Source organism: Azospirillum sp., assembly GCF_035627195.1.
Lineage (GTDB): Bacteria > Pseudomonadota > Alphaproteobacteria > Azospirillales > Azospirillaceae > Azospirillum.
The window spans coordinates 1-13,907 of sequence record NZ_DASPMG010000143.1 but is presented as its reverse complement, the minus strand read 5'-3'; the positions used below and the strand labels follow the sequence as shown (position 1 = coordinate 13,907).

Genomic DNA, 13,907 nt, shown 5'->3' with positions numbered 1-13,907 from the left:
GCGCGCTGCGCCGGCGCGTCCTCGCCCACCGCGGGCTGGTCGCCGGGCTCGCCGTCCTCGGCCTGATCCTGGCCGCCGCCGCCCTGGCGCCGCTGCTGGCGCCGCACGACCCCTACCGGCAGGCCCTGATGGAGCGGCTGGTCCAGCCCGTCTGGTACGCCGACGGAAGCTGGGACCACCCGCTCGGCACCGACCACCTGGGGCGCGACTACCTGAGCCGGCTGCTCTTCGGCGCCCGGGTGTCGCTGCTGATCGGCTTCGCCACGGCGCTGCTGTCCGGGCTGATCGGCACGACGCTAGGGGTGTGCGCCGGCTACTTCGGCGGGCGCGTCGACATGGTGGTGACCTTCCTCGTCACCGTGCGCCTGTCGACGCCGGTGGTGCTGGTGGCGCTGGCGGTGGTGGCGCTGTTCGGCGGCTCGCTGCAGGTGGTGGTCGGCGTGCTGGGGGCGCTGCTGTGGGACCGCTTCGCGGTGGTCATGCGCTCCTCCACCCTGCAGGTGCGCAGCCAGGAGTACGTGACGGCGGCGCAGGCGGTCGGCTGCTCGGTGCTCCGCGTCATCCTCGGCGAGATCCTGCCCAACGTCCTCAACAACCTCATCATCGTCGCCACGCTGGAGATGGCGCACGCCATCCTGCTGGAGGCGGCGCTGTCCTTCCTCGGCCTGGGCGTGCAGCCGCCGCTGCCGTCCTGGGGCCTGATGGTCGCCGAGGGCCGCGACAACCTGTTCTTCGAGCCGTGGCTGATCACCATCCCCGGCGTCGCCCTGTTCCTGCTCGTCCTGTCCATCAACCTCGTCGGCGACGGCATCCGCGACGTCACCGCCCCGGAAAGCCGGATGTGAGGCCTCCCATGACCCCCGTCCCTATGACCTCCGTCCCCTTGCCGCCCGAACCGGCGGCGCCCCCTCCCCAAGCCGTGCCCGTCTTGCGGGTCGAGGGACTGTCGGTCGACCTGCCGACCGCGGCCGGCACCCTGCACGCCGTGCGCGACGTCTCCTTCCAGGTCGCCAGGGGCGAGACCCTGTGCATCGTCGGCGAGTCCGGCTGCGGCAAGTCGCTGACCTCGCTGGCGATCATGGACCTGCTGCCGTCCCGCGCGCGGCGCACCGCGCGGCGCATGGAGTTCGCCGGCACCGACTTGGCCGGGCTGCCCGAGGCCGCCATGCGCGGCATCCGCGGCAACCGGATGGCGATGATCTTCCAGGAGCCGATGACCTCGCTCAACCCGTCCTACACGATCGGCGACCAGCTGACGGAGGCGCTGCGCTGCCACGCCCGCACCGGCCGGGCCGAGGCGCGGGAGCGGGCGGCCGAGCTGCTGGCGCTGGTCGGCATTCCGGCAGCGCGGGAACGGCTGGGGCAGTACCCGCACCAGCTGTCTGGCGGCCTGCGCCAGCGGGTGATGATCGCCATGGCGCTGATGTGCTCGCCCGAGCTGCTGATCGCCGACGAGCCGACGACGGCGCTGGACGTCACCATCCAGGCGCAGATCCTGCGCCTGCTGGCCGACCTGAAGCGGCGCGGCGACCTTGCTGTCATCCTCATCACCCACGACCTGGGCGTCGTCGCCCGGCTGGCCGACCGCGTCGCCGTCATGTACGCCGGAACGGTGGTGGAGGACGGGCCGGTGGAGGCGGTGTTCGGCCGCCCCGCCCACCCGTACACAAAGGGCCTGCTCGACTGCATCCCGGTTCCCGGCCGCACGCCGCCGGGCTCCGCGCTCGGTTCGATCCCCGGCATGGTGCCCAGCCTGATCGGCGACCTGCCCGGCTGCGCCTTCGCGGCGCGCTGCGGCCACGCCACCGCCGCCTGCACCGAGCGCGCGCCGCCCCTGCGGCGCGGCGGGGACGGGCACGGCTTCCGCTGCATCCTGGAGGGACGGGCATGAACGCCGCCCATCTTCCCGTTCTCGAACTGCGCGGCGTCAGCCGCACCTTCCACGTGCGCCGCTCGCCGTTCCGCCCCGCGGCGGCGCTGCACGCCGTCGACGACGTGTCGCTGCGCCTGCACCGCGGCGAGGTGCTGGGGCTGGTCGGCGAGTCCGGCTGCGGCAAGAGCACCCTGTCGAAGATCCTGCTGGGCCTGCTGCCGCCCTCGTCCGGCCAAGTCCTGGTGGACGGCGCCAGCCTGTCGGGGTCCGGCCAGCGGGCCTTCGCGCGGCGCATCCAGCCGGTGTTCCAGGACCCGTATTCGTCGCTGAACCCGCGCAAGACGGTGGCGCAGATCGTCGGCCTGCCGCTGACCGTCCACGGCATCGGCACGCGCGCCGGCCGGCGCGAGGCGGTGGAGGACATGCTGGGCCGGGTCGGCCTGCCGCCGCGCGTGCTGGACAACCACCCCAACCAGCTCTCCGGCGGCCAGCGCCAGCGGGTGGCCATCGCCCGCGCGCTCATCATGCACCCGGAGGTGGTGATCTGCGACGAGCCGACCTCGGCGCTCGACGTGTCGGTCCAGGCGCAGATCCTCAACCTGCTGATCGAGCTGCGCCGGGACCTCGACCTGACGATGCTGATGATCAGCCACAACCTCGTCGTCATCGAGCACATGGCGACCCGCATCGCCGTCATGTACCTGGGCCGCATCGTCGAGGAGGGGCCGACCGAACGGCTGTTCCGCCGGCCCCGGCACCCCTACACCAGGGCCCTTCTGGACTCCGTGCTGACGCCGGAGCCGGGGCTGGGCGTGCCGGATCCCCTGCCGGGCACCGCCCTTCCCGATCCCCTGAACAGGCCCGCCGGCTGCGCCTTTCATCCCCGCTGCCCGATCGCCACCGACCTCTGCCGGACGGCGCCGCCGCCGCGCGTCGCCGACGACGCGGGCTTCGTCGAGTGCCACCGGCCCGGCGGCGCCGGAGGTGCGGCATGACGATGCTGTCCGCCCCGACGCCATCGGACATGGTGCCGCCCGCCATGGTCTGCCGGTCCGGCGAACTGGTGACCGAGGGCTATCACATCCCGGCCCGCGACCCCGGCATCGCGCTCTACCTGCGCAACAAGCGGCCGGCCGGGATGGAGCGCTTCTCGGCCGAGCGGACGGTGCTGCTGGTGCACGGCTCCAGCTATCCGGCCCACACCGCCTTCGACCTGCCGCTCGACGGGATGTCGTGGATGGACTTCATCGCCGGCCACGGCTTCGACGTCTACTGCCTGGACCTGCGCGGCTTCGGCCACTCGACCCGCCCGGCCGAGATGGACGGGCCGCCGGCCGCCGCCCCGCCGGTCGTCGACACGCGGACGGCGCTGCGCGACGTGGCGGCCGCCGTCGACCACATCCTGGCCCGCCGCGCCGTGCCCCGCTTGTCGCTGATCGGCTGGTCGTGGGGCGCCACCCTGGCCGGCGCCCACGCCGCCGGGCATCCGGAGCAGGTCGGCCGCCTCGTGCTCTACGCCCCGCAGTGGCTGCGCGACACCCCGCACCCCGCCGCCGGGAAGGGGCCGCTGGGCGCCTACCGCACCATCACCATGGCGGACGCCCGGCAGCGCTGGCTGGCCGGCGTGCCCGCCGACCGGCAGGAGGCGCTGCTGCCCGCCGCCTGGTTCGACGCCTGGGCCGCCGCGACGCTCGCCAGCGATCCGCGGGGGGCGGAGTCCTTCATCCGCGCCCCCAACGGCAACATCGCGGATTCGCAAGCCTACTGGAGCGCCCGCCGGCCGCTGTACGATCCCGGCCGGATCACCGCCCCCGCCCTGGTGGTCGTCGGCGCCTGGGACGTCGACACGCCGCCGGCCATGGCCCAGCGGGTGTTCGAGGCGCTGTCGGCCAGCCCGGCGCGGCGGCTGGTGGTGATCGGCGACGCCACCCACACCGTGCTGATGGAGCGCAACCGCCTGCAGCTGTTCCGCGAGACGCAGCTGTTCCTCGGCGAGACGGGGTGACGCCATGCGGATCGTCGTCGCCCCCGACTCCTTCAAGGGATCGCTGACGGCGGCCGAGGCCGCGGCGGCGATCGCCTGCGGCTTCCGCGCCGTGCTGCCGGACGCCGACATCGTGTCGCTGCCCATGGCCGACGGCGGCGAGGGAACCGTCGACGCCCTGCTCGGCATCCTCGGCGGGCACGCCAGGACCGTCACCGTGCGGGATCCCTTCGACCGGCCGGTCGCCGCCCGCTATGGCTGGATGCCGCAGGCGCGGCTGGCGGTGGTGGAGACGGCGGCGGCGTCCGGCCTGCCGCTGCTCGCCGGCGACGGGCCGGACCCGCTGCGGGCCTCCAGCTTCGGCACCGGGCAACTGGTGCGCGACGCGCTGGACCGGGGCGCCCAGGCGGTGATCCTCGGGCTCGGCGGCAGCGCCACGGTGGACGGCGGCACCGGCTTCCTCGAAGCGCTGGGGGTCCGCTTCCTGGACGACGCCGGGCGCCCCCTGCGCGCGGCCGGCGGCACGCTGGGGCGCATCGCCCGCATCGATTCCTCCGGCCTCGACCCGCGGCTGCGCGCGGCGGCGGTCATCGCCGCCTGCGACGTGACCTGCCCGCTGCTGGGGCCGTCGGGAGCGGTGCACGTGTTCGGCCCGCAGAAGGGCGCCACCCCGGAGCTGCTGCCGGCGCTGGAAGCGGGCATGGCCCGCTACGCCGAACAGGTCCGGGCGCTGACCGGCCGCGACTTTGCCGATGCGGCGGGCGGCGGTGCCGCCGGCGGTCTTGGCTTCGCGTTGCGGGCCTTCGCCGACGCGGAGCTGCGCAGCGGCTTCTCCCTGATCGCCGATTTCGGGCGACTCGCGGACCGGATCGCCGGCGCGGACCTCGTGGTGACCGGGGAGGGACGGCTGGACGCCCAGTCCTTCCACGGCAAGACGCCGCTGGGCGTGGCGCGCCTCGCCCGCGCCGCCGGGGTGCCGGTGGTGGCCTTCGCCGGCCGCGTGGACGGCGACGCGGCCGCCTTCCGGGAGGAGGGCATCGTGGCCGCGCACGCCATCGCCGACGCCACGATCCCGCTGGAGCGCGCGATGGCCGAAGCCGCCGGCCTGCTGGAGCGATGCGCCCGCCGCGCCGCGGAGGCCGTGACCGGCGGGACGATCCTGCGCTGACGGCCGCACCATAACCGGCGGGCGGGGGCGGCGCCGGCTGGCGCCGCCCCCGCCCGCGTCATCCTCCCGGTCCCAGAAGGACAATGTCGCCGGCGCCGAGCGTCCGCACGTTGAGCGTGGCGAGGGCCACCGCCGCCCCGGCGCCCGACCCGTCGGCATCGAAGGACAGCATTCCGGTGCGCGTGTTGAAGACGAAGGTCGCGTCCGCGGTGGCCGGAGCGTCCAGCGCGAAGTGCCGGGCCGGCAGCGTGCCGCCGCCCGCGCCCGGGAAGTTCGGGCTGAACAGCAGCAGCTTGTCCACCCCGGCCTCGAAGTCGGCGATCACGTCGCCGCCCTCCTCGGCGGCGTTAATGCGGAATACGTCGGCCCCCCGCCCGCCATAGAGCGTGTCGGCGCCCCGGTTGCCGGCCAGCAGGTCGTTGCCCTGGCCGCCCCACAGCACGTCGTCGCTCTGCCCGCCGAACAGCGTGTCGTCGCCGAGCTGGCCGTACAGCACGTCGTCCGCCCGGTTGCCGTAGAGAATGTCCCCGTCCTGCCCGCCGAACACCGTGTCGCGGTCCTGGCCGCCGAAGATCGTGTCGGCGCCCTGGTTGCCGTAGACGAAGTCGTCCTGCTGGTTGCCGTACAGCACGTCGTTGCCGATGCCGCCGGTCACCGTGTCGGCCCCCTCGTCGCCCCACAGCTGGTCGTCGCCGCCTTCCGAGCCCACGAAGTCGTTGCCGCCGCCGCCGCGCAGCGTGTCGTCGTCGGCGCCCAGCACGATGATCTGGTTGCCGCTGTCGCCGACCACCATCTGGCTGCCCTCGCCGCCGGTGACCTGGACGTCGCCGACGATTGCCGCGAACTCGACGTTTTGCAGCTGGATGACGGTGCCCCTGGGCAGGTTGCGCACGTCGATGACGATGGCCTGCTGCTGCGTGCCGGGGGTCGTCCCGCCGCCGGTCGCCGGGACGGCGGGCGTGCCGGTGATGACGATGGGCGCCGACGGCGGGGCCGTCGGGTCGGCGACCACCGGGATGATGGTGCGCACCGTCAGGTTGGTGGCGGGCGGCAGCACGTCGAGGAAGGTCTGCCCGACGCCGGTCATCGCCGTCTGGTCGCCCGGCTGGTCCTGGGTGCGGTTCCGGATGGCGCGGATGAGCCCCTCCAAGCCGCTGCCGGTGGTCGTGCCGGTGCTCTCCACCGTCAGGCCGACGCCGACCGGCAGGTGTGCCTCCAGAACCGGCTGGCCGGTGCCGCCGTCCCGGGCCAGCGGGATGTCGGCGTTGCTGGTGGCGGCGTTTTCCTCGCGGCGCCCGGTGGTGACGATCGGCACCTCCAGGGTCTGCGTCACCGTGCCGTCGGTCGCGGTCTGCGTGGTTTCCCGGACGACCACGCCGTCCACGGTCCGCGTCGTGGTCGGCGGCGTCTCCTCCTGCGCGGGCGGCGTCACGACGGGGATATTGCCCACGATGTCCGTCCCGTCGAGGACGAAGTTCGACACGCCGTAGGTGCCGGTCAGGGTGACCGTCAGTTCCGCCGCGTCGGCGTCGCCCTCGGTGTCGATATGAAGTGTGGTGACGCCGTCGGCGGCGGTGATCTGCACCGAGTTGGCGGCGACGGTGGTGCCGGTGCCCACGGTGACCGTGCCGCTGGCCGAGGCGCGCCCGGTCACCCGGATGCGGTCGCCGTTGGCGAAATCGGCGATGGTGTCGGTACCGTCGCCGGTGGCGGCGTAGGCGAAGACGTCGTTGCCGCCGCCGCCGCTCAGCGTGTCGGCGCCGGTGCCGCCGGACAGGGTGTCGGCGCCGCTGCCAGCCGCGAGCGTGTCGGCGCCGCCGCCGCCGTAGACGACCGAGCAGGCCGCCCCCGTGTCGGTGAAGCGGTCGTTGCCGGCGAACAGGTAATAGCTGAGGTAACCCAGCGAGTTGTTGACCGTCGCCGCGCTGTTCACGGTGACCGTGGTGGCGTTGGCGACGGTGCTGCCCGTCTCCACCGGCAGGTACTGCGCGTCCACGTCATCGTTGTCGAAGACGGCGTAGTAGGTGTTGTTGACGCTGTTGTTCGTCAGGGTGTGCGCCGCCGCCTGCGTGCCGCCTTCCCCGATGACGCCGATGAACACGTTCATCAGGGTGTTGTCGTGGATGTTGACGGCGGTCGGCGCGTTGCTGATGTCGAAGCCGTAGGCGCCCTGCCATCCCGGGGTGCCCCCCGAACTGCTGATGGTGTTGCCGTACGCCTCGATGGCGCCCGTGTTGAAGAGCAGGATGCCGGTGGCGTTGTAGACCGGGTCGTTTGAGCCGATGTTGTTGATGGTGTTGGCATAGATGGTGCCGGTCACGCCGCCGCGCGGGGCGGCGCTGCCGATCTGCATGCCGTTCTGGTTGGACTTGCCGTGGTTGCCGGCCGCGGTGATGGTGTTGTCGTGGATGTCGACGGTGAGGCCCGGCCCCCAGGCGAGCAGGCCCGTCTTCTGGAAGGTTTCGATGGTGGAATTGCGGACGGTCAGCGTCACCGCAGTGCCGGCGCTGCTGCCTTCCGCGACGATGCCGAAGTTCTCGCTGTTGCCGGAATAGTCGCCCTGCCCGTCCAGCGGCGCCGCGATGCGCTCGACCTTGACGCCGTCGATGACGGCGTTGGTGTCGTACGCGGCGATGCCGATCAGGCTCAGCCCGGTCCCGGTCGCCGGCGCCGCGAAGCGCCCGTCGACCGTGATGTTGCTGACCGTAATGGTCCCCGCGCCGGCCGCCGCCGTGCGCAGGTCGAGGATCGGAAAGCGGTCCCGGCCGTGCATCGTCTGCTGGGCGGAGGCCTGTTGGGTGTCGGGCGCCTCCAGCGTCACCGTGCCGTCGCCGGCGCTGGTGATGGTCATGGCTTTGGTCGCCACGAACTGGCCGCGGTAATTGCCGGCCTTGATGCGGATGGTGTCGCCGCTCGACGCCTTGGACAGCGCCTCGGCCAGGTTGAAGCCGTCGGCGGCATCGCCGTCGGTGTCGTAGACGGTCTGGTCCACGGTGAGGGTGGAACTGGTGACCGTCACGTCCGCGTTGGTGGTCTCGGCGCCGTTTGACAGGGCGAAGCGCAGCGTGGCGTTGCCGTACGGCGTGTCGTTGCGGTAGGTGACCCGCCGCAGCGCGTCCTGCACCAGGGCGGTGGTGGCGGTGGTGGCGGCGCCGGTGAAGGTGACCGTCAGCACCCCGTTGGTGTCGGCGAAGGTGGCGAACGTCGACCCGCCCGCCTGCAGCGTGTTGCCCGACACGGTGAAAAGGCCGCCCGTCGTGTCGAAGGCGAAGCGGTCGTTGGCGGTGGCGTCCGCCGTCCCGCCGTTCACCCGCCGGACGGTGAGCGTGGCGCCGGCCCAGTCGCCGAGGCCGCCGTTCAGCGCGCCCAGCGTGGTATCGCTGGCCGTAGCGTCGGCATCGGTGTCGAGCCGCACCGTGTTCCCCGCGCCGGCCCAGGCGACGCTGCCGCCGCCCAGGTTGTTCACCACCGGCGCCAGCACACCCCCGAAGCCCTCGACGGGACCCAGTGGCGGCGTCCGAACCGCCCCGGCCGCATGCTCCAGCGCCCAGTCGCCGCCCAGGCGGGCGTCGCCGGTCAGCGTCGCCGACGCCGCGACGTTTGCCCCCGTGGCCTCCGCCAAGGCAGCGACGAACGCCGCGCCGGCATTGCCGCGGGCGACATTGCAGCCGTAGACCAGGAGGTCGCCGCCAGCCAGCGCGGCGCCAAGCTCCGCCAGTTCCCCCCGGCGCGCCGTGACGGCGGCGCGGTCCAGCCGCAGGCCGCCGAGCAGGATCGCGCCGTCCTCGCCGTGCGACAGAAGGTGGATGGCGTCGAACCCGGTGCGGGTCCGCGCCCAGTGGGCCATCTGGGTCAGCCCGTCGGCGTCCCCGTCCAGCACCACCACCTCGGCGCCGATTGGGGCGCCGTCGACCAGCGCCGGCCCGCCGACAGGATCGAAAGCAAGGTCCGCGGCGATGAACACCGCCTCGCGCAAGCCGCCGTCGGCGGCGGGGTCCGCGGTGCGCAGCACGCGCGGTCCAGGCCCGCCTCCGCCAACGCCCGTCGTGCGCGCACGCGCGGGCGTTGGCGCCGCGCATCGTTCCATCCGCTTGATCAAGTCGCGTGCGTCGCCCATCGCTCCATCCTGCCGTTCCGACCCGTCTTACCCGCCGCCGGCAGTCCTGCATCCCAGGCGGCCTCGGCGCTTTCAGTCAAAAGAACAGCATACGTGCGTATGAGACAAGGATCGAATTGCTGCGAATTGTGCCGTCCGGCCGGGTGTCTATGGCGGCTTCTCATAGGGTGAGAAGACCGTCGTCTGCCGGGCCGACTGCCTTATGAATGGAATCATATTCATAAGCTTTTTTTGGGGCCGTGGCCCGCGGTGTTGCACGGAGGCAAAGACGGCAAAGAACGCCCTACACGCGCCGCTAATCAGGCGCCGCAGACAGAGTTCGGGCGTCCGAGATCGAGCATGCGGTTGAGGACGCGGGCGCCGATCGCGACCTCCGTCGCTTGCGCCTCGTCCGAATGGAATCGCAGCGCCGGTCCCAACACCTGCTTCGTAAGCGTTACGAGCGCCCCCTTCTTCCCGAAACGGGTTCCGTGATCGAGATTGCACACGGGCTCACGGGACGCGGAGGGTACGAAGGAGGATGGCGTCAGGCTTCATCCCAGGCTTGAAGCCATGGATGAAGGCAGGCCGTATCGGCGGGTCGAGGTGATCACGAGGCGGCGGCAGCGCCGCTCGTATACGGCACAGGAGAAGGCGCGCGTCATGGCGGAGAGCGCGGCGCCAGGATCCGCTCGCGGCCTTGTTGAACAGGGCAATCCGGCCTTCGAGGTCCGTGACGACGATCGCGTCCATGGCGGTGTCAATGACGGAGCGGTGCCGGGCGTCGGCGTGTTGGGCGGCTCGCGTGGCGGCCAGCAGTTTGCCGCTGGCGCCCATCAGGTCATGCCATAGCCGATCGATCTCCGTGGGCATCGCGCCGCTGGGAGCCGCGATCGGTTTCCAGTCGGCCAACTCCCGCCCCGCCATGGCCAGAGCGGCGACCGGCCGCGCGATGCGCCGCGCGACCGCGGCCGCCACGGCCAAGGACAGCAGAAGCAGGATAGCGCCGAGCGCGACGGCGACCCCGAGTGTGCGCTTCAGAGGTGCGTCGGTTTCGGTGCTCGGGCGGGCCACGATCAAGGTCCAGCCCGTCCTCGTCGATTTCTGATAGGCAGAAACCACGTTGTGGCCTTACAGAGCGGTGCCGCGGGCAATGCCGCTCGTCGCTTGATCGAGGAACTCTCGGGCCCAGGCGGGCCCCTCGCGCCCGATGTAGGCTTCGGCGTCCCGGTTGCGCGCAATGATGCGGCGCTGGCGGTCGCTCGCGGCAATGACCGGCCCCGGTTCGGTGCTGAACTCCCTGAGCAAGGCACTCCAGGCCTCCGCGTTCACCACGGCGGCCAGGATGTGCGTCAGGTGCCCATCGCGCAGCACCGGGAACAGGATCGCGATGTTGAGCCGCCCCGCCACCGGACCCGTGATCAGATCCGATACCGTCGGTTTTCCCGTCTCCATCGCCCGGCGCACGAAGTCGAAGGTTGCGACGTTCGGCAACGGGGCGCCCATAGGCTTGGCGGTGTGGAGCAGCTGCTGCCCCACGGCATCAAGCAGCGCAATGTTGGCCCAATAGGGGTGTTGGCGCAGTGCAAGCTGCATGCGGTCATAAAAGACCGGAAGGTTGCCGTCACCCAGTGTGTCGGCTGCGGCCAGCCCCTGGAGGGCGGCGGGGTTGGCATCGATCTCCCGATCGATCGCCAGGGTCGGCGCTTTGGCGCTCTCGAGCAAGCCTTGCTCCATACTCTTGCGTTGCTCTTCGGCCAGCCAGCCGATGAGCGTTCCTCCGAGTATCAGCATGGGAACCAGGGCCCCCAGCACGAGCGCGACAAGATAGCCGCGCAGAGACAAGGGGCGAAGGCGCATCAATTACACCGCAAACACCGAGCGCCAAGCGCGCCCAGCCGCAATATCCGAGAAAAATACTCGGTTTTCAAGTTGGGGATGCTCCCGGATCCAATCACCATTCCGCCCTGGTCGATTGGACGATGCTTCAGCGTTGTGGCCCCCCTTGCCGTAAACGGCGAGGAGGAGCGCCCGGAAAGCGTAGCCGGGAAGCCAGTCGCTCCCCCAGTGCGGCCTCAAGCTGCGCGAACGTTGCCGAGGAACTTGAACACCTCCCCGCGCAGCTTCTCGGCCTCAAGCAACAGCGACCCGGCCGCTCCAGCCACCTGCGAGGCGGCGGCGCCGGTTTCCCCAGCGGCCTGATTGACCCCCAGGATGTTGGACGACACCTCCTGCGTGCCACGCGCCGCCTGCTGGACGTTGCCCGCGATGTCCCGCGTCGCCGCCCCCTGCTCCTCGACCGCGGACGCGATGGTTGTCGCGATCTCGTTCATCCGGGCGATCGTCTGGCCGATGCCGCGGATGGCCGTGACGGCGCCGGTCGTCGCGGTCTGGATCTCGTCCACCTTGGCCTGGATGTCGCCGGTCGCTTTGGCGGTCTGGCTGGCCAAGTGCTTCACCTCACCCGCGACCACGGCGAACCCTTTGCCCATCTCCCCGGCGCGAGCCGCCTCGATGGTGGCGTTCAGGGCCAGCAGGTTGGTCTGGCTGGCGATGTTGTTGATGAGGCCGACCACCTTGCCGATCTGCTTGGCCGCCTCGGTCAGGTTGGCCATCATGGCATCGGTCTTCTGGGAGTCCTCGACCGCCTGGGCGGCGATCTGCGTCGAGGCCGCCACTTGGCGCCCGATCTCCTGGACGGACGCGGACAGCTCCTCCGTCGCCCCGGCCACCGTGTTCACGTTGGTGGACGCCTGCTCCGCGGCGGCCGCCACCGCCGTCGACTGGCGGGACGCCTGCTGGGCCGTTGTGGACATCGCCGTGGCGGCCGAGGCGACCGCTTCGACGACACCCTTGACGCTCGCCTCGAAGGTGTCGGCCATCTTCAGTATCGTGGCCTTGCGCTCCTGCTCGGCCTTGACCTTGACGGCCTCCTGCTCGGCCTGCATGCGGCGCATCTCCAGACCGTTCTCCTTGAAGACCTGCATCGAACGGGCAAGCGAACCAACCTCGTCCTTGCGGTCAGCCCCCTCGACGCTGACCTCCAGGTTACCGTTCGCCAGCAGGGACAATGAGTTGGTTATGCGCGCCATGGGGCGGGCGACCAGGGTAACGACGATCCACACGATGAGGCCGATGGACAGCGTCAACCCCACCGCGGCGCTGATCAGCACGTTGCGGCCGGTCTGTTCGGCCATCTCGGCCGTGCGCTTGCCGATCTCGGCCATGTCCTGGCCGAGCCGCAGAATGCGTTCATCGTTGAATTTGCTCAGCGCGCGCAGTGCCAGAACAGCCTCCTCATTGAGGAGCCGAAGGGCGGGTTCCTTTTCGTTCCGGACACCCGCCGCGGCGACCTTCTCCGCCGCCTGCCGGTAGGTCGCGGCAAGAGCACGCAACGTCAAAACGGCCTGGCGACGTTCTTCGGTGTTCGACGTCGGCTCGATCTTCACCAGGTTGTCATCGATCCTGGCGAGCTTCTCCTGGACCACAGCAGCGGCGGCCTGTGTATCCGCCTCGCGGGTTGCCGGAATGACGTTGCGCAGTTGGACGGCGGCCTCGGCAATGGTCTTTCCAGTGTCGATCATCCGGGCGCGCCGCGCCGCCACGATATCGATCGCCTCGCTGGTCAGATCGTTGAGGGCGTTGATCTCGACTTTAGCTCTCCAAGCGATGCCGCCGGTGGCAAGTCCCAGGACCGCTACGGGGATCAGAACCTTGGTGAGCAGGGGAAGACTGGTGAACCAGCGCATGGACGCCCCACTTGTTTGTGCTCAGGTAACTGCCGTGCCACTCGGCGACGACAGGGCTCCCGCCCCACCGCGCCCAGCGGCATTTTGTCGCGGGCTCGGGCAATTGTGGCGCGTCAATCCAAAGCGAAAGCAAAGAACTTGCCGAAACACCAGAAAACATATTAGGTTGCCTTCTAATCGTGATGACTCATGTAATTTCTTAGCGCGCTATGTGTTGAGCCTGACCTTAAGCGCCATTTCAAAGGCGAGAGCTCCTCGGCGAGGTCAGGTACTTTCCGGTGAACGCGGACACCCCACGACAATCTATCCCCATCGGCGGTTGAGCGCCCCTGCTTTTCTCAGGGCTTCTCACGACCTTCCTTCTGTGCATCCGAGGCCTTTCGGCACCTACTGAGGCGCGAAAAACCAATGACTGCCCCGGTCGCCCGGGGTGACGCCCGCTCCGCCGCGAATACAGAACTGGCAGCACCAGCTCCAGACCAATGCCGCCATTTCAGGCGCGCCCTCGTATCCCGCCCGCGGGACCACGGAACTGATCACACTTGATGGCGTGATGCGCGTCTTCGCCAATTCGCCGCTCGACGCCGACCCCAAGGGGCGAATCACCAAAACTTTACCGATCCATAGGATGGTTCGGGACCTTGGACCCTCTGCCGAGACCGCGCTTGATGCCGACGTTCCCGACCACCACCGTCGACCGGCGGTCCCGGCGCTCCGTCATTGCCTTCGGCGTCGCCGTGTTCCTCGCACTGACCACGGCGCTGGCCTACAACCTGTACTCATCGTACCAGGTCCACATCGTCAACGCGCAAGGGACGGCGTCCAAGTTGACGCGGGCCCTCGAGGAACACACCGTCAGGAGCTTCGAGGCGGTCGATGCGGTTCTGCGGTCCACGGCGATGGTGCGTTCATTGTGCCCCTCTTCTTCAAGTGTCTGGAAACATTGAAAGTTGACCCTCGGAAGCGAGGCGGCACGGTTCTCCCTTCCGCCCGATGGCGGCAAGAACCCGTTGCTCCCGAAGGTCGGAGGCGCGGAT

Annotated in this window: 10 protein-coding genes; 6 read left to right on the top strand and 4 right to left on the bottom strand. The window is 70.5% G+C overall.

Annotated features, from left to right (window positions below; all coding sequences use genetic code 11):
* Nucleotides 1-5 precede the first annotated feature (5 nt).
* The 5 genes from VED21_RS13570 to VED21_RS13550 are packed head-to-tail and all read left to right on the top strand — an operon-like array spanning nt 6 to nt 5,025.
* Complete coding sequence (locus VED21_RS13570; RefSeq protein ID WP_324882903.1) at nt 6-845, top strand: ABC transporter permease; 840 nt, start codon at nt 6-8, stop codon at nt 843-845.
* Nucleotides 846-868: 23 nt separating this feature from the next.
* Entirely contained in the window at nt 869-1,891 is a 1,023-nt protein-coding gene (locus VED21_RS13565; RefSeq protein ID WP_324882902.1) for an ABC transporter ATP-binding protein, read from the top strand.
* Nucleotides 1,888-2,868, top strand: coding sequence for an ABC transporter ATP-binding protein (locus tag VED21_RS13560; protein ID WP_324882901.1), 981 nt, complete (start codon nt 1,888-1,890; stop codon nt 2,866-2,868). The genes VED21_RS13565 and VED21_RS13560 overlap by 4 nt, the downstream gene beginning before the upstream one ends.
* Nucleotides 2,865-3,878 (top strand): alpha/beta hydrolase, encoded by a 1,014-nt coding sequence (locus VED21_RS13555; protein WP_324882900.1) that lies wholly within the window; start codon nt 2,865-2,867, stop codon nt 3,876-3,878. Before VED21_RS13560 ends, VED21_RS13555 begins: the two co-directional genes overlap by 4 nt.
* 4 nt (nt 3,879-3,882) lie before the next feature.
* On the top strand, nt 3,883-5,025 hold the full coding sequence (locus VED21_RS13550; RefSeq protein ID WP_324882899.1) for a glycerate kinase: 1,143 nt from the start codon (nt 3,883-3,885) through the stop codon (nt 5,023-5,025).
* Between the two features lie 58 nt (nt 5,026-5,083).
* Here the strand turns inward: VED21_RS13550 and VED21_RS13545 are convergent, their stop codons facing one another.
* From VED21_RS13545 to VED21_RS13530, 4 genes are all read right to left on the bottom strand, one after another.
* Nucleotides 5,084-9,037, bottom strand: coding sequence for a DUF4347 domain-containing protein (locus tag VED21_RS13545; protein WP_324882898.1), 3,954 nt, complete (start codon nt 9,035-9,037; stop codon nt 5,084-5,086).
* A 597-nt stretch (nt 9,038-9,634) separates the two neighbouring features.
* Complete coding sequence (locus tag VED21_RS13540; RefSeq protein WP_324882897.1) at nt 9,635-10,201, bottom strand: hypothetical protein; 567 nt, start codon at nt 10,199-10,201, stop codon at nt 9,635-9,637.
* A gap of 51 nt (nt 10,202-10,252) precedes the next feature.
* Complete coding sequence (locus VED21_RS13535) at nt 10,253-10,981, bottom strand: hypothetical protein (RefSeq protein WP_324882896.1); 729 nt, start codon at nt 10,979-10,981, stop codon at nt 10,253-10,255.
* Nucleotides 10,982-11,196: 215 nt separating this feature from the next.
* A complete protein-coding gene (locus VED21_RS13530; protein ID WP_324882895.1) occupies nt 11,197-12,870 on the bottom strand; it encodes a methyl-accepting chemotaxis protein in 1,674 nt (557 codons plus the stop codon).
* A gap of 665 nt (nt 12,871-13,535) precedes the next feature.
* Here VED21_RS13530 and VED21_RS13525 point away from each other — a divergent pair.
* Nucleotides 13,536-13,817 (top strand): hypothetical protein, encoded by a 282-nt coding sequence (locus VED21_RS13525; RefSeq protein ID WP_324882894.1) that lies wholly within the window; start codon nt 13,536-13,538, stop codon nt 13,815-13,817.
* Nucleotides 13,818-13,907: the final 90 nt, after the last annotated feature.